Raw genomic sequence first — 15,704 nt, forward strand, 5'->3', positions numbered from 1 at the left:
CACATCCTTCCCCGTGGCAGCGTCCCCTTTCAGGAAGGCTGTGCCATGAAAAGCCCTCGCTCGGCGTCCCTCCTCTCCGGGGAGCGGGAGCGGCAGGAGGAAGCCCGCTCGCTGGTGCTGCGCCTCCTGGACGGCTCCCTGCGGTCCGACCCGTATCCGGTGTTCAACCGCATACGGGAGACGGGGCCCCTGTGGTGGGACGGGTCGACCGTCGTCTTCTCCTCGTGGCGCCATTGCTCCGCCGTCCTGCGGGCGCCGGGAGCCGTCGCCCCGCGGGACGACGCGTGTCCCGTGCGCCCCGGCGGCCGGCCCGGGACGCCCGCCGCCTCGCCGGAGCACACGCCGCCGCGCCGGCTGGCGGCACGGCTGCTCACCCCGCACCGGCTGCGTGACCTCGTTCCCTTCGTGCGCGGCCTCGTCGACGACCTGCTCGACGGGGTGGCGGCACGGGGACGGCTCGAAGCGGTCACGGATCTGGCGTATCCGCTGCCGGCGGCCGTGCTCTGCCGGCTGCTGGACCTGCCGCGGGAGGACGCGCCCTGGCTGCACCGGCGGGCGCTGCTGCTCTCCCCCGCCCTGGACCCGCACGAACTGCTGACCGGCACCGCCCCGCCCGGGGGCGAGGCCCGCCGGTGGGCGGAGGAGGAACTGGAGGCGTACTTCGGCGAGCGGAAGTCCTCGCCGGCCACCCGGACCGGCGAACGCCCACCGGAGACCGGCGCGGAGGGAGCGGAGCTCGCCGCCGCGTACCGGGCCCTGTTCGTCGCGGGCCACGAGACCAGCGCCGGCCTCGTCTCCGGCGGCGTCCTGGCGCTGCTGCGCGCCCCGCACGTGGCGAGGACGGTGCGCCGCGAGCCCCGGTACGCGGGCCAGGTGGTGGAGGAGGTGCTGCGCCTGGACCCGCCGGTCCAGCTGCTCCGCCGTCACGCCACCGCCGACCTCGACGTCTGCGGCACCCGGGTGCCCGCCGGGACCACCGTGCTGCTCCTGCTGGCCGCGGCCCACCGCGACCCCCTGGAGCGGGACAGCCCCGAGGTGTTCTCACCGGACGGGACCACGGCTCCGCACGCCGCCTTCGGGCTGGGGCCGCACGCGTGTCCGGGCGAGCCGGTGGCCCGGCTGATCGCCGAAACGGTCCTCGTCCGGTTCGCCCAGCGGGTCACCGGCGCCCGCTTCGCCACCGGGACCCCCTCCTACCGACCGAACGTCACCCTGCGCGGCCTGCGGGCGCTGTGGGTCGATTCCGACGGCTTCGGCGACCGCGGCCTGCCGTGGCCGCCCGCCTGACGCGCTCACCGCCTCGCTTCGCAGCGGCTCACCCCATGGGAGCAGACTCGTGACAGCCCTGAACACCCTCGCACGCACACCCCTGCTCGACTGCGTGTTCGACATGACCTCCGGCGGGGACGCCCCGGCCGGCCGGAACGTCCTGGCCCGTGTCGTCTACGGACACCACGGCGGGCGGCCGACGCTCTACCGGGGGTCCCCCCGGATCGACGTCCACATGACCGCCGCGGACGCCGTCCCGGTCACGGAGGTCTGGGTCACCGACCGTCCGGTGCGCAGCGGGCTGCAGGACAACCTGGTGTACGCGGAGGACGGCGAGTACTTCTTCTGCGCGGTGCGCGTCGAGGAGAGCGGGGTGTACCGCGACCCGGTGCGCACCGCCTACGACGCCGCGTTCCGGCTGGCCCGGCAGCAGGGCTACACCGACCTGTTCCGCATGTGGAACCTCGTCGGCGACATCACGGGCACCAACGCCGAGGGCACGGAGATCTACCAGGACTTCTGCGCCGGCCGGGCCCTGGCCTTCGAGGAGTGGTCCGAGCACTTCGAGGGCATGCCCGCCGCGACCGGCATCGGCGCCCTGGGGACGGGCATCGACCTGTACTTCCTGGCCTGCCGTCCCGGGCGCACGACCCACCTGGAGAACCCGCGGCAGACCCCCGCCCACCGCTACCCCGAGCGGTACGGGGTCAGGCCGCCGAGTTTCGCGCGCGGCACCCATCTGGCGTCCGAGGGGTACGGGGCGGGGGCCCTCTTCGTGTCCGGCACCGCCAGCATCCTCGGCGACGACACCGTGCACCCCGGCGACATCGAACGGCAGCTGGACGTCACCCTGGCCAACATCGAGACGCTGGTGAGCGGGGAGAACCTGCGCCAGCACGCCGTCGACGCCGGGTACGGGCTGGCGGAACTGGGCTCGGTCAAGGTCTACGTCCGTGACGCGGAGCACCTGCCGGCGGTGCGGGCGAGGTGCGCCGAAGTGTTCCCCGGCGGAGCGGGCGCCGTGTTCTTCAACGTCGGGATCTGCCGGCCGGACCTGCTGGTCGAGATCGAGGGGATCTGCCGATGACCACCGCCCCGCCGCGTCCCGCCGGCGACACGACCGCGCCGGCCTCCGTCCGCGACACCCGCAGCGGCAACCTGGCCGAACTGCTGGCGGAGTCCGCCCGCGCGCACGGCCGGATGGACCGCACCGCCTACATCGACGAGCACGGCGAGCACTCCTTCCGCTCCGTGCACGAGGGAGCCGGCCGGGCCGCCGCGGCGTTCGCCGCACACGGTCTGGGCCCCGGCTCCCGCGTCCTCGTCGCCCTGCCCGACGGCCTCGACCTGGTCCGGGCGTTCCTGGGCGCCCTGCGCGTCGGCGCGGTGGCCGTCGTCGTCAACTCGACCTTCCACCCGGACGAGATGGCGCGGGCGGGACGCATCGCCGAGCCCGACGCCGTGGTGGCCACGCCCGAACTCGAAGGGCTGTTCACCGCGCCGGTGCTGACCCCGGACCGGTTGTCGGGCGACGGCGGCCCGGTGCCGCCGTACGCCGAGTGCGCGCCGGGGACGCCCGCGTACGCCGCGTTCACCTCGGGCACCACCGGTGACCCCAAGCTGTGCTTCCACACGCACGCCGACGCGGAGGTCCTCGACCAGGCGGCCGGCCGGGCCGTCGGGGTCACCGAGGACGACGTCTGCTACTCGGTGCCGCGGATGAACTTCGCCTACGGGCTGGGCAATTCGCTGCTCTTCCCGCTGCTGCGGGGAGCCGCCACCGTGCTCACCGCCCGGCGGCTCGCCCCGGCCGACTGCCTGGCCCTCCTCGCCCGGCACGGGGTGACCGTCCACTACAGCCAGCCCACCTTCTTCGCGCACATGCTCACCCACCCCGGCGCCGAGGAGATCCTCGGCCGGCTGCGGGTGGCGGTGGTCGCCGGGGAGGTGCTGCCCCGGGCACTGGAGCGGCGGCTGCGCCACATCCTGGGCGAGCGGCTGCTCAACGTGTACGGCACCACCGAGATCGGGCACGCCCTGCTGGCCAACGGAGCCGGGGCGTACCGCGAGTTCACCCTCGGCAGGGTGCTGGCGCCCTACCGGCTGCGGATCGTCGACGAGGAGGGCCGGCCGGTGGCCGCCGGCACCGAGGGCCGGCTCGAACTGGCCGGGCCCACCATCGGCCCGGGCGTCGCCCGCGGAAGCGACGTCCCGCTGCGGACGGCACCCGGGGAGTGGTACTCCACCAGCGACGCCGCGACCGCCGACCCCGACGGGTTCGTCACCGTGCACGGACGCCTGGACGACGTCGAGATCGTCGGCGGGATCAACGTGCACCCCACCGAGATCGAGGACCGGCTCATGGAGCATCCGGCCGTCGAGGAGGCGGCGGTGTGCTCGGTGCGGCACGACAACGGGGTCTCGGCGCTGCGGGCCTTCGTCGTCCTGCGGGCGGGCGTCGACGCCGTCGCCGCCCAGGACGTGCGGCAGGAGCTGCTGGCCACCGCCCGCACCACGCTGACCTGGTACAAGGTCCCCGAGGACGTCGTCTTCGTCACCTCCCTGCCCCGCAATCACACCGGCAAGCTGCTGCGCCGCACGGTCCGCGCGCAGGCGGCCGGCGGTTCCTCCCGGCACTGACCCCCGCTGCCCTGCCCCGACCTGCGCGCCGGTTCCTCACGGGTCCGGCTCCGTCCACCTGGAGTGAGAGCGTTGACAACAGCTGACACCGGCACCGCCACGATCGTCTTCGACGGCGAGAGCCTCACCACCGACGCGGTCACCCGTGTCGCGGAACCCGGAACACCGGTGGGGGTCTGCCCCGACGCCGTGGCCAAGGCGCGCAAGAGCCGCGCGATGCTGGAGGACCTGGCCGGACAGAACATCCCCATCTACGGCGTGACCACGGGCTACGGCGAGATGATCTACATGCAGATCGACAAGTCGAAAGAGGTCGAACTGCAGACGAACCTGGTGCGCAGTCACAGCGCCGGGGTGGGACCGCTGTTCGCCGAGGACGAGTCCCGGGCCATCATGGCGGCGCGTCTGAACACCCTCGCCAAGGGGTACTCCGCGGTGCGGCCCGAGATCCTGGACCGCCTGGCCCTGTACCTGAACGAGGGCATCACCCCGGCGATACCGGAGATCGGCTCCCTCGGCGCCAGCGGTGACCTGGTCCCGCTCTCCCACCTCGCCGGCACGCTCATCGGCGAGGGGCACGTGCTGCGCGACGGCAAGCGCCGGGAGACGGGCCGGGTGCTCGGCGAACTGGGCATCACCCCGCTCCAGCTGCGCTTCAAGGAGGGCCTGGCGCTGATCAACGGCACCTCCGCCATGACGGGGCTGGGCTCGCTGGTGGTGGAGCGGGCGTTCACCCAGGTGCGCCAGGCGGAGATGGTCTCGGGCCTGCTCAACGACGTACTGCGGGGTTCCAGGAGCCCGTTCCTGGCCGAGGGCCACGACGTCGCCCGGCCGCACCGGGGCCAGATCGACTCGGCGGCCAACATGCGGACCCTCCTCGCGGGCAGCCGCCTGGCCCTGGACCACGCGGACCTGCGCCGCGAACTGGAGAAGGCCAGGGAGGGCGGCGCGGACGTCCAGCGCACCGAGGTGTACCTGCAGAAGGCGTACACGCTGCGTGCCGTGCCGCAGATCCTCGGAGCGGTCCGGGACACGCTCGGGCACGCCCGGGAGCGGCTGGAGACCGAACTCAACTCCGCCAACGACAACCCGCTGTTCTTCGAGGGCGAGGAGATCTTCCACGGGGCGAACTTCCACGGCCAGCCGATCGCGTTCGTCATGGACTTCACCACGATCGCGCTCACCCAGCTCGGGGTGCTGGCCGAACGGCAGGTCAACCGGCTCCTCAACCGGCATCTCAGCTACGGCCTGCCGGAGTTCCTCGTCGCCGCCGACCCTGGCCTGAACTGCGGTTTCGCCGGCGCGAACTACCCGGCGACGGCGCTGGTGGCGGAGAACCGGACCATCGGACCCGCCAGCACCCAGAGCGTGCCGTCCAACGGCGACAACCAGGACGTCGTCAGCATGGGCCTGATCGCCGCCCGCAACGCCCGCCGGGTGCTGCAGAACAACCACCGCATCCTCGCGGTGGAGTTCCTCGCCGCGGCCCAGGCCGTGGACGTGTCGCGCCGGTACGCCGACCTGAGCCCGGCCAGCCAGGTCACCTACGACACGGTGCGGTCCCTGGTGCCCGCCCTGGGCGTGGACCGCTACATGGCCGACGACATCGAGCTGATCGCCGCGGCGCTGTCGCGGGGCGAGTTCCTGCAGTCCCTGCTCCGGGAGGGAATCGCTCTGCGCTGACCCGGCGAGACGACGGCGTGGGGGGCGGTGAACGGAACGTGCACCGCCCCCCACGCCGTGCCCGGGGGCCTCTCCACGGCCCCGTGACCACCGCACGTCCTTTCCGTACTCATCCCTCCGTGAAAGGCACGCCATGACGCAACTGACGCAACGTCCTCCCGTGGACGCCCCCGGCCGGCAGGCACCCGCCCCGCCGGAGCCCTCGTTCTTCTTCAACGGCCACGCCCCCCGGCGGCGGACGCTGGTCGCCGTGGTCAGCGCGCTGTTCGGCTTCGCCCTGACGGTGGTGTGGTCGGCGGAGTTCGTCGACAGCACCATCGGTGACAACGTCGCCGACACCCTGCTCGGCCACCACGCCAAGGACACCCCCATCGGCGGTGTCCTGGCCGGCCTGGCGTTCGCCGTGGCCACCGGCATCGCCGGCACGTTCACGGCCTGCAACGTCGCCGTGTTCAGCGCGCTCGCCCCGCTGGCGGGCGGGCCCTCCTCCGCGCGGCGGCGGCTGGTCGCGGCTCTCCAGCCGCTGAGCAGGCTCGCCCTGGGCGCGGTCGCCGTGTCGGCGCTGTACGGGGCGCTCGTGGCGGTGGTCGGCACCGGTATGCCGCAGTTCGACGAGAGCGCGCCGGGCGGCGGACTGTCCGGCCGCCTGATCCAGGCGATGGTGGTGTACGGGCTCATCGGCGTGGCCATGCTGGTGCTCGGGCTGTCCTCGCTGGGGGTGGTGAAGGACCCGCTGGCGCGGATCTCGCGGCGCTACCCCGGCGCGCCGATGCTGTTCATGGGCGCCCTGATCGGGGCGTTCCTCGTCGGACGCCCGTTCCCGTTGTTCCGGCAGCTGTTCCGGGACGCGGCCGAGAGCGGCAACCTGGTCTACGGGGCGGCGGCGTTCGTGCTGCAGACGCTCGGCAACCTGGTCGTCGTGGCGGCGCTGTTCCTCCTGGTGACGGTCGTCTTCGGCCAGCGGCTGCAGCGCTGGCTGACGGCCCGGCCGAGCCGCGCGTCGGCGCTGATGGCGGCGGCCTTCATCGCCGCCGGCGTCTTCATGATCCTGTACTGGGACCTGCGGATCCTGGCCCGCCGTGACCTGATCTGGTACCCGATGGCGCCCTGGGCCCACTGAGGCGGACGGGAACACGGATCGGCCGGGTGCGCGCCACGCGCACCCGGCCGATCCGTGTTCCGGAGAAGGCCCGCGGGGTCAGACCCCGGCCTTCTGCGCCGGCTCGCTCCCGGCCGCGTTCCCGGCCTCGGACACGCCCTCGGGGGCGGTCTCGCCCTCGGGCCCGGTCCCGTCCTCGGGGGCGGTCCCGGTCTCCGCCGCGGGCTCCTCCTGGCCGACCGGCGGGATGTGCCGCATCAGGACGACGAAGAAGACGCCGACGACGGCGATGAGGACCGCGCTGACCGCGGCCACCGTGTGCAGGCCGCCGGTGAAGGCCACCCGCACGGGCTCCAGCAGCGACTCGGCGACCGGTCCGGGCAGCGTGTCGGCGGCGGCCGCGGCACCGGCGACACTGTCGCGGGCGGCGTCGGCGGCGCTCTCCGGCACACCCGCCGGGAGGGTGCCGGCGATGTCGTCCCGGTAGACGGCCAGGCCCAGGGTGCCCAGGGTCGCCACACCGAAGGCGGCACCGAACTCGTTGCTCATCTGGGACAGGGCCCCGGCCGAGCCGGCCTTCTCCGCCGGGACGGTTCCCACGACCATGTTCGTGCCCAGCGCCACGATCGGGGCGCCGCAGAAGGAGAAGACGGCGAACCCGGCGACCAGGACGGCCGTGCCGGAACCGGCGTCGAGCTGGGTGAAGGTGAGCAGGACGGCGGTCACGCCCGCGATGCCGGCGCCGATGACGTACGCGGGACGGACCTTGCGGGCGATGATCGGGCAGACGGCGAAGGAGACGGTCGCCGCGGCCATGCCGGGCAGCATCCCGAGGCCCGCCTTGAACGGGGACATCCCCTGGGCGGCCTGGAAGTACTGGGTCATGAAGAGCATGACCACCCCGCCGATGAGGCTGTACGCGAGCAGGCTGAGCAGCGCGGCGGTGAACCGGACGTGGGTGAACAGCCTGACGTCGAGGAGCGGGTCGCTCAGCCGGCGCTGGCGCTGGACGAACAGCACACCCACGACGAGGCCCGCGACCAGCACGGCGGTCGGGAGCGCCTCGAAGCCGTCGCGGGCGATCTCCTTGACGCCGAAGATGACCGGGACGGTGCTGCCCAGGCTCAGCAGGACGCTCGCCGGGTCGAGACGGCCGGCCCCCGGGTTCTTGAACTCGGGCAGCACGCGCGGGCCGACGATCAGGATGAGCACCATGACCGGCACGCCGATCAGGAACAGCGACCCCCACCAGAAGTACTCCAGCATCACACCGCCGAGCAGCGGGCCGACGATGGCGCCGATGGTGAAGCAGCTGGCCCACAGACTGATGGCGACCGTGCGCTGCTTGGCGTCCTGGAACATGGTGGTGATGAGCGCCAGGGTGGACGGCGTCAGGGCGGCGCCGGCGATGCCCAGGAGGACGCGCGCGGTGATGAGCATGCCCGGACTGGTGGCGAAGGCGGCCATCAGGGAGGCGGCACCGAACGCGGCCGAGCCGATCAGCAGCAGCTTGCGGCGGCCGATGCGGTCACCGAGGGTTCCCATGGTGACCAGGAAACCGGCCACCATGAAGCCGTAGATGTCCATGATCCACAGCTGCTGTGTGGAGTCGGCGCCGAGATCCGCGCTCAGATGCGGCAGCGCCAGGAGGAGTACGAAGACGTCGAGGGCCACGAGGAGGGTGGGCAGGGCGAGGATGCCCAGCCCGATCCACTCCTTCCGCCCGGCTTTGGGAGCACCGCCTGCAGTCATGTGCCTGTTACTTCCCCTCGTCGTGGGTGGTGCGCGTGTGGGTGGGGTGGTGCCGGCGGGGAGAGGCACGGGTGTGCGTCCGCCCCCGCGGCGTGCCCGTGCGCGTGCTGCCGTCGGGCCCACCTGTCACCGTCCTCCGGAGCCGGCCGGGCCCGCATCTCTCTGCGTGCGGAACTCGTATGCGGAATCCGCGAGTTGCATGAAGCAACTTGGAAGATGCCCAGGCCGGAGCGGGGCCCGTAACTTCATGGACACGGCAGCCGGAACGCCCGGCTCACTTCACGACCCGCAGGGAGTCAGGACATGACCGCCAAGAACAAGCTCGGCCTCATCACCCGCGTCGGCGCCACCGCGGCCCTCGCGATAGGGCTGGGTGTCGCAGTCGTCCCGAGCGCCTCGGCGACGGCCACGGCCCCGGTCGTCTCGGTCACGCCCGCCACGGGACTCGCCGACGGCACCACCGTCGCCCTCAAGGCGACGGGGCTGACGCCGGGGACCGTCTACCACGTGGGCCAGTGCGCCTTCGTCGACGGCGGCCAGTACGGCTGCAACAAGGCCACCGCCCTCGACGTCGTGGCCGACTCCGCCGGCAGCGTCAACACGAAGATCGTCGTGAACCGCACCTTCCAGGCCGTGGTCGGCTCCGCCACCACCCCGTGGGGCACGGTGGACTGCAAGGTCACCGCCTGCCAGGTCGGCCTGGGCAGCGACAAGGGGGAGGGCGGCGGCCAGGCGATCACCTTCTCCTGATCCACGGCCGCCCGCCGACGTGCGGCCGGCCCACCACCGCGGCTCTCCGTCCCCCCGCGCCGCCCCTCCCCTCCGGGCAGGCGCGGGCAGGGGCGGGGAGCCGCTGCCGGTGAGGGCCGGGGAGCCGCTGCCGGTGGGGGACTGATCAGGGACGACAGCCGCGCCGGCGCCGCACCGGACGCGGCCGGTTCCGTACGGGGCAGGGCGGGCCCGCCGCGGGCCCGGGAGCCTTCGAGGGCTCCGAGTACTCCGGGGCGCCTGGGGGTTGCGGAAGCTCCAGGGACTCAGGGGCCTCGGCGGCGTCCGGGGCCTTTGGGGTGTCCGGCAGGCCGATGTCGAAGCTGCGCCAGGCCCAGGCCCAGGCCGCGGCCCGCAGGAAGGCCCCGTCGTCGGGACGGGCGGCGGGCGGCACGGTCATCCCCCGGCCTTCGCCGGCGGGCCGCCGGCCGCGGGACGGGACGGCGCGAGGCCGTAGTGGACACCGGTCAGCGTCTCCGACAGCTCCCACAGGCGCACCTGCGCCAGGGTGTCGCGGGAGACACGGCTGGAGGCAGCGGGAGCCGGCGCGCCCCGGCTCTCGAACCGTTCACCCGGCCCGAGGTACGTCCCTCCCCGCAGGAGCGGGTCGGTGGCGGCCCGCAGCACCGGCCCGGCCGCCCGCTCGGGCGGCTGCGCCAGCAGCCGCAGCGCGACCCGGCTCACCGGACGCAGCCACCCCGGCGCCTCCCCCTGCCACAGGGCGGTCGCCGACAGACCCGGATGCGCGGCGACGGAGAGGGTCTCGGCGCCGCCGGCGGCCAGCCGCCGCTCCAGCTCCCGGGCGAACATCAGGTTCGCCAGCTTCGACCGTCCGTAGGCGTGCAGCGAGCGGTGACCGCTCGTGGCCCGGGCCGCCGACGCGTCCGGCGCGCCCCGGCCGGCGCGGTGGGCGAGGCTGGACACCGTCACCACCCGGGATCCCGGGACCCCGTGCATCAGGTCCAGCAGCAGCCCGGTCAGGGCGAAGTGCCCCAGGTGGTTGACGCCGAAGTGGGACTCGAAGCCGTCGTCCGTCGCCGGACGGGAGGGGAACATCACCCCCGCGTTGTTCACCAGCAGGTCCAGCCGCCCGTGCCGGTGCCGTACCTCGTCCGCGGCCCGGCGCACCGAGTCCAGCGAGGCGAGATCGAGGGGGAGCACCTCGGTGCTCCCCGCGATACGGGCGGCGGCCGCCCTGCCCCGCTCGGTACTGCGGCAGGCCAGGACGACGTGCGCGCCGCGCCCGGCGAGCAGCCGGGCGACCTCGAGACCCAGGCCGCCGCTGCCGCCGGTGACCAGGGCCGTCCTGCCGTTCTGGCCGGGAACGCCGGCCGGGGACCAGTCCACGTGAGTCCTCCTCGGGTGGTGGCGGCGGCACGGGACGTCAGGCCGCGGCCCCGTAGCCGTGCCGGACGATGCGGTCCGCCGAGATGTCGTAGTAGGCCGGGTCGGCGGGCACGTCGGTGGCCAGGCCGCTGACATAGCGGTTGTACATGCAGAACGCCGCCGCGATCAGCACCGTGTCGTGCAGGTGGGCGTCGGTGGCGCCCTCGGCGCGGGCGGCGCGGACCGCCTCGTCGGAGACGGGACGGGCGTGGGCCCGCACCTCGGCGGCGATCCGCAGCAGGCTCTTCACCAGCGCGGAGACGGGGGCGCCCTCCGGGTCGGCGAGGACCGCCGCCACCACACCGGCGCCGCCCTCCAGCTGGGCGGCGGCGAACGCGCTGTGGGAACGGGCGCAGAACGGCGTGCCGTTGAGGTGCGAGACGTAGGCGGCGATCAGTTCGCGCTCACCGCGGGTCAGCGGGGAGTCGCCGCTGCGCAGCAACGTCTCCGCGAGCTGGTTCAGCGGGGCGCCGGTGTCGGGACGCTGGACCATCAGGCCACTGATGCCGGGCAGGTCGTTGTCGAGCGCGATGTGCGTCATCGCTGCACCCCTTTTGTCTGGTGGGTTCGGTGGGGGCCATCGTCGGCAGCGGGGTGCGGGGCGGCCAACTCCGAGGGTGCGCAACCGTACGGGGGCGCGGCGGGCGGCCGGCAGGTGCGCACGCCGGGAGTTGGCCGGAGCCCCCGCCGCTTCCCACGATGGGCACCCACCGGCCGCCGCAGCGGCCGGTGCCGCCCCGTCCACCGTCCGCCCCGGCCCCGCACCCACGCGGCAGGGCCGTCGGCGGGTCACGTTCCACGGCCGCGCCGACGCGGTCCGAAGGAGTCCCATGCCCCTGCCCGTAACCGCGTCCGCGCGCAAGAGGGCCCACCGGCGCTCGGTCGCCGCGACGGTCGTCGGCAACTTCGTCGAGTCCTTCGACTGGCTGGCGTACGGATTGTTCGCACCGCTGTTCGCCGCCCGGTTCTTCCCCTCCGACAACGCCCTGACCTCCGTCCTCGGGGCGTTCGCGGTCCTCGGTGTCGGTGTCCTCATGCGGCCGCTCGGCGGCCTCCTGCTGGGCCGGTTCGCCGACCGGCGCGGCCGGCGGCCGGCCCTCATGCTGGCCGTCTCCCTCATGGCGGGCGGCTCGTTCCTCATCGGGATCACCCCGACGTACGAGCACATCGGGCTGCTCGCCCCGCTGGTGCTGCTGCTCGCGCGGACCGCCCAGGGCATCTCGCACGGCGGCGAGTGGCCGACCGCGGCCACCTACCTGATGGAGGTCGCGCCCGAGCGGCGCAAGTGCGTGTACGGCAGCCTGTTCTCGCTGACCACCTGCGCCGGCGCGTTCACCGCCTCCCTGCTGGGCGGCGGGCTGACCGCCGTGTTCGGCCCGCAGGCCATGGCGGCCTGGGGGTGGCGGGTGCCGTTCCTGGTGGGCGGTGTCCTCGGCCTGGTGCTGCTGGTGCTGCGCGCCGGGCTGGCCGAGACCGACGTGTTCCGGCGCGAGGTGAGCAGCCGGACGGGCCGCGGGTCGCTGCGCCGGGTCCTGGGCGCCCACCGGTACCAGGTGCTGCTCGCCGTGCTGTTCGTGGCCGGCACGGCCACCGTCGGCGGCACCTGGACCGCGGTCGTCCCCGCCCTGGGCGGGCAGCTGTCCGATCCCGGCACGATGATGTGGGTCGTGGTGAGCGCCACCGCGTTCCTCATGGTGGTCAACGTCCCGCTCGGCCTGCTCGCCGACCGGGTCGGGGCGGCCCGCTTCCTGGCCGTGGTGAGCGTGCTCTTCGCCGTGGCGGGCACCTGGTCGTACCTGACGATGGCGGGCACCTTCACCAGCCTGCTGCTGACCTACGGTTCCGGCGTGCTCTACCTGACGTGCGCGACGACGGTCCTGCCCAAGCTCCTGACGGAGATCTTCCCCCCGCAGGTGCGCGCCCTGGGCATCGGGCTGCCCAACGCCGTGACCAGTGCCGTGCTCGGCGCGGTGATGCCGGTGTCGGCCGCCTTCGCCGCCGAGCGGGACGCCTCCGCCTGGTTCGTCGCCGCGGTGATGGCGGGCGTCCTGCTGGCCCTGCCGGCCGCCGTGCTCGCCCGCCGGCCGCGGGCGGTGCGTCCGGTGCTGGAGCGCAGCGGACTGACCCTCACCAAGTGACGGGCGGGGGCCGGGACGCCGACGGCGTCCCGGCCCCGACCGGTCACGTGTGCCGTGCCGCTGCGCGACGGCGGGGGGTCACCACTCGGGATCCCGGTGGAAGTACGTCACCGAGCGCTCCCTGCGGACGCCGAGGGCCCGGTGCAGGGCCTCGGGGGCGAGGAGCTGGGACGTGTCGACGGCGATGAGGGCCCGGACGCACGAGCGGCGGCGCAGCTCCACGAGAGCGGCGGCGATCAGGGAGAGGCCGACGCCCAGTCCGCGCGACGCGGGGGCGACGGCGGCCTCCAGGATGCGGCCCTGGCCGCTCGCCGCCTGCGCCAGGACGTGGCCGACGGGATGCCCGGCGATCTCCATCAGCAGGGCGAAGCCCGAGATCTCGCCCAGCCGCCGGACCCGGGCGCGGAACAGGGCCGGATCGTGTGTCTTGGGGCCCCGGGCGCGGCTGCGCACGTGCAGAGCGTGCAGCGCGTCGGCGTCCTCGGCGGGCACCGCCGGGCGGATGTGCCCGCCGCGGGGCAGGGCCGCCGGCGTCACCGGGCGGGACAGGTCGACGTCGTACTGGGCGATCGTGGCGCCGCGCACGAAGCCGGTGTCCTCCAGGACGTGGGGGAGCACGGTGTCACCGTCGAGGACCCCGCCGACGGCGAGACCGAACGCGGTGCCGTACGACAGGGCGAGCGCGTCGGTGCGGTCCAGCAGGTGCAGGACCATGAAACGGGCGGCCGCGGCGCTGCGCGGGCCGGGCCGGACGGTGAGCGCCGCGTCGGCGTCGGTGCCCCCGTTCAGGGCCAGCGACGCCCAGGCCAGCAGCTCCTCGCCGGGCCCGGTCAGGCACCAGCTGTGGTCCTCGTAGTGGGGGTGCGAGATCGCCAGCAGGACGTCCTCGCGGGTGCAGGCGGCCGTGCCCGTGCTGTCCTCCTCGTACGCCCTGACCAGGCGTACCAGCGTGTCCACGGGGACGTCGGCGGAACGTCTGAGGACGAAGTCTCCGGGCAGGGTCATGGAAATTCGTGCCCCCTTTCCTGGGGGATCGGTCGGTGGCCGGCGGATCGTCACCCGGGACGGACGGCGCGGGGGACGGACGGTGCCACTGCCGGGAGGCGACGACGGTCCCGGCCGCGGAGCGGGCAGCGGGCGTTCACCGCACGTGCCGCGAACCGTACGGACGCCGTCAGCGTCTGCGACGGCCGGTGCGGGGGACTCCGTCGGAGGGCCGGCTCCTGGCGGAGGGCCGGCGGTCCGAGGGGCGGGGGCCGGTGTGCGGGCGCGGGAGGTGTCCTCCCGGGCGTCCGGAGGGCGCGGTGGAGCGGCAGGGGGCACCGAAGCGGCGTCCGTCGCGCACCACGCCACCTCACCGCCCCTCGCTCCGGCCAAGATCCCTCGGCGTAGACGGATGCTACTTGGCCAAGTGGGGCCGAGTGTTCTTCCAGATTGCTCTGCACCCGCGTGACGTGCACGAAGCGGCGCGGCCCGCCGGCCGGGGAAGCGGTGTGTCCCGCCCCTTCCACGGACACCGGGCCGCCGTCCCGTCTACCGCGGTGCACGCCGGGCCGGTCCGAGCGCGCCGGGGGCGACGTCCCCGGCGAACACGCCGTGCGGGTCGACCCGGGCGCGCACCCGGGCGACGGCCGCCGCGCGCTCGTCGTCGAGATGCCGCTGCGGACGCCCGTGCCCCTCGACCAGGGACGGCAGGGTGTGCCCCGTGTTCCAGGGGGCGAGCGCCGCCCGCACCGTGTCGCAGTGGCCGTGCAGGGACCGTACGGTGACCGGCCCGAACGGCGGACCCGACCCCATGTACGCGTAGGCCGCGTCCACCGCGGACAGGGCGCCGCCCTCCGGGCGGGATGCGGCGAACGCCCCGCCGAGCTGGCGCAGCGTGGCCACGGCGAGCGGTGAGCCCGAGCCCGCGCCGACGGCGCCCAGGAATGCCTCGGCCCCGGCGTCGTCCAGTTCGCGCAGCAGCAGGTGGTCGCCGACGAAGGGGACCGGCTCGGCGGGGTCCATGTGGGCCTCCAGCACCCCGGTGGGTCCGGTCGCGGCCCACGTCTCCAGCAGGGGCTCGGCGATCTCGCGCAGCGGGCCGAGGAGCGCGGCGGCCGTCGCGTGCGCCGTCGCGGTGTCCTCCTCGCGGCGCGCGAGGACGGCGCCGTCGACGCAGAGCACGGGCCCGGCGGCGAGCTGCGGGGGGACGCCCGGGACCGGCGGCAGGTTCATCAGCCGCAGGGAGGTGGTCGCCTCGCGCGGGGCGTGCCGGGTCCAGGCCAGCCAGCGGTCCAGCAGCGGGCGGGCGTGGGCGGCGGACCAGTAGCTCGCGCCGGTGACGACCCGCGCGACGGGGAACAGGGCGATCTCCACCGCGGTGACGACGCCGAAGCCGCCGCCCCCGCCGCGCAGCGCCCAGAACAGCTCGGGTTCCCGGCCGGCGTCGGCGCGCACCGACTCCCCGTCGGCGGTGACCAGTTCGATCGCGCGGACGGTGTTGACGGCGAGGCCGGTACTGCGGCCGTAGAAGCTGACGCCGCCGCCCAGCAGATAGCCGACGACGCCCACGCCCGCGGCCGAGCCGTGGGCGGCGGCCAGCCCGTGCGGGGCCGCGGCCCCGACGACCTCGCCCCAGGTGGTGCCGGCCGGGACGCGGGCGGTGCGGCGCACCGGGTCGACCTCGACGCCGCCGTCCGGTTCGGTGCGGATGAGCAGGGCGCCGTCGGCGGGACGTACGGCGCCGGCGGCGTGCCCGGTGCTGTGCACGCGCACCGGCAGTCCCGCCCGGACCGCGGCGCGCACGGCGGCCCGGACCTGGCCGGCGGTGCGGACGGTGACGGCGGCCGCCGGGCGGGGCGGGGCGGCGAGGTTGAACGCGGCGGCCGCCCGTTCGTAGGCGGGACTCCCCGGCCGGGCGAAAGCCGTCTCGCGGACGTCGGAGAGGGACATGGGCGGGTTCCTTCCGTAGCGGCGGCCGGGCCGGC

The 15,704-nt window shown here is 74.6% G+C and carries 12 protein-coding genes; 7 read left to right on the forward strand and 5 right to left on the reverse strand.

Features of this window, described 5'->3' with window-relative positions; all coding sequences use genetic code 11:
• The first annotated feature begins 45 nt into the window (after positions 1-45).
• The 5 genes from IE172_RS25845 to IE172_RS25865 all read left to right on the forward strand — a co-directional run bounded on the left by IE172_RS25845 (position 46) and on the right by IE172_RS25865 (position 6,712).
• Positions 46-1,287 (forward strand): cytochrome P450, encoded by a 1,242-nt coding sequence (locus tag IE172_RS25845; protein ID WP_229886391.1) that lies wholly within the window; start codon positions 46-48, stop codon positions 1,285-1,287.
• Between the two features lie 49 nt (positions 1,288-1,336).
• The gene (locus IE172_RS25850; RefSeq protein ID WP_229886393.1) at positions 1,337-2,356 is read left to right on the forward strand and encodes an FkbO/Hyg5 family chorismatase; all 1,020 of its coding nucleotides are present in this window, start codon (positions 1,337-1,339) and stop codon (positions 2,354-2,356) included.
• Entirely contained in the window at positions 2,353-3,909 is a 1,557-nt protein-coding gene (locus tag IE172_RS25855; protein WP_190099713.1) for a class I adenylate-forming enzyme family protein, read from the forward strand. The genes IE172_RS25850 and IE172_RS25855 overlap by 4 nt, the downstream gene beginning before the upstream one ends.
• Positions 3,910-3,981: 72 nt before the next feature.
• A complete protein-coding gene (cmdF, locus tag IE172_RS25860) occupies positions 3,982-5,592 on the forward strand; it encodes a tyrosine 2,3-aminomutase (RefSeq protein ID WP_190099714.1) in 1,611 nt (536 codons plus the stop codon).
• 133 nt (positions 5,593-5,725) lie between these two features.
• Complete coding sequence (locus IE172_RS25865) at positions 5,726-6,712, forward strand: hypothetical protein (RefSeq protein WP_190099715.1); 987 nt, start codon at positions 5,726-5,728, stop codon at positions 6,710-6,712.
• Between the two features lie 78 nt (positions 6,713-6,790).
• On the opposite strand, the gene IE172_RS25870 is transcribed toward IE172_RS25865, so the two are convergent.
• Positions 6,791-8,443, reverse strand: coding sequence for an MFS transporter (locus IE172_RS25870; RefSeq protein WP_190099716.1), 1,653 nt, complete (start codon positions 8,441-8,443; stop codon positions 6,791-6,793).
• A 303-nt stretch (positions 8,444-8,746) separates the two neighbouring features.
• Between IE172_RS25870 and IE172_RS25875 the strand changes: the two genes are divergently transcribed.
• Positions 8,747-9,193: an enediyne antibiotic chromoprotein gene (locus IE172_RS25875; RefSeq protein WP_190099717.1), complete on the forward strand. Its 447-nt coding sequence runs from the start codon at positions 8,747-8,749 to the stop codon at positions 9,191-9,193.
• A gap of 414 nt (positions 9,194-9,607) precedes the next feature.
• Here the strand turns inward: IE172_RS25875 and IE172_RS25880 are convergent, their stop codons facing one another.
• A complete protein-coding gene (locus tag IE172_RS25880) occupies positions 9,608-10,558 on the reverse strand; it encodes an oxidoreductase (protein WP_229886395.1) in 951 nt (316 codons plus the stop codon).
• 37 nt (positions 10,559-10,595) lie between these two features.
• On the reverse strand, positions 10,596-11,138 hold the full coding sequence (locus IE172_RS25885; RefSeq protein WP_190099719.1) for a carboxymuconolactone decarboxylase family protein: 543 nt from the start codon (positions 11,136-11,138) through the stop codon (positions 10,596-10,598).
• A gap of 289 nt (positions 11,139-11,427) precedes the next feature.
• On the opposite strand from IE172_RS25885, the gene IE172_RS25890 reads away from it, so the two are divergent.
• On the forward strand, positions 11,428-12,735 hold the full coding sequence (locus tag IE172_RS25890) for an MFS transporter (RefSeq protein WP_190099720.1): 1,308 nt from the start codon (positions 11,428-11,430) through the stop codon (positions 12,733-12,735).
• A 78-nt stretch (positions 12,736-12,813) separates the two neighbouring features.
• On the opposite strand, the gene IE172_RS25895 is transcribed toward IE172_RS25890, so the two are convergent.
• Together IE172_RS25895 and IE172_RS25900 are read right to left on the reverse strand one after the other, a co-directional pair.
• On the reverse strand, positions 12,814-13,740 hold the full coding sequence (locus IE172_RS25895; RefSeq protein ID WP_190099721.1) for a GNAT family N-acetyltransferase: 927 nt from the start codon (positions 13,738-13,740) through the stop codon (positions 12,814-12,816).
• 528 nt (positions 13,741-14,268) lie between these two features.
• Positions 14,269-15,669 (reverse strand): FAD-binding protein, encoded by a 1,401-nt coding sequence (locus IE172_RS25900; RefSeq protein ID WP_190099722.1) that lies wholly within the window; start codon positions 15,667-15,669, stop codon positions 14,269-14,271.
• Positions 15,670-15,704 lie beyond the last annotated feature (35 nt).

The organism is Streptomyces griseoflavus (assembly GCF_014649995.1).
Taxonomy (GTDB): Bacteria; Actinomycetota; Actinomycetes; order Streptomycetales; family Streptomycetaceae; genus Streptomyces; species Streptomyces griseoflavus.

Excerpts from the sequence above, each read along its gene's own strand:
- IE172_RS25845 (WP_229886391.1), top strand. The coding sequence starts at position 46 with ATGAAAAGCCCTCGCTCGGCGTCCCTCCTCTCCGGGGAGCGGGAGCGG.
- IE172_RS25855 (WP_190099713.1), top strand. The coding sequence starts at position 2,353 with ATGACCACCGCCCCGCCGCGTCCCGCCGGCGACACGACCGCGCCGGCC.
- IE172_RS25865 (WP_190099715.1), top strand. The coding sequence starts at position 5,726 with ATGACGCAACTGACGCAACGTCCTCCCGTGGACGCCCCCGGCCGGCAG.
- IE172_RS25870 (WP_190099716.1), bottom strand. The coding sequence starts at position 8,443 with ATGACTGCAGGCGGTGCTCCCAAAGCCGGGCGGAAGGAGTGGATCGGG.
- IE172_RS25875 (WP_190099717.1), top strand. The coding sequence starts at position 8,747 with ATGACCGCCAAGAACAAGCTCGGCCTCATCACCCGCGTCGGCGCCACC.
- IE172_RS25885 (WP_190099719.1), bottom strand. The coding sequence starts at position 11,138 with ATGACGCACATCGCGCTCGACAACGACCTGCCCGGCATCAGTGGCCTG.
- IE172_RS25890 (WP_190099720.1), top strand. The coding sequence starts at position 11,428 with ATGCCCCTGCCCGTAACCGCGTCCGCGCGCAAGAGGGCCCACCGGCGC.
- IE172_RS25895 (WP_190099721.1), bottom strand. The coding sequence starts at position 13,740 with ATGACCCTGCCCGGAGACTTCGTCCTCAGACGTTCCGCCGACGTCCCC.
- IE172_RS25900 (WP_190099722.1), bottom strand. The coding sequence starts at position 15,669 with ATGTCCCTCTCCGACGTCCGCGAGACGGCTTTCGCCCGGCCGGGGAGT.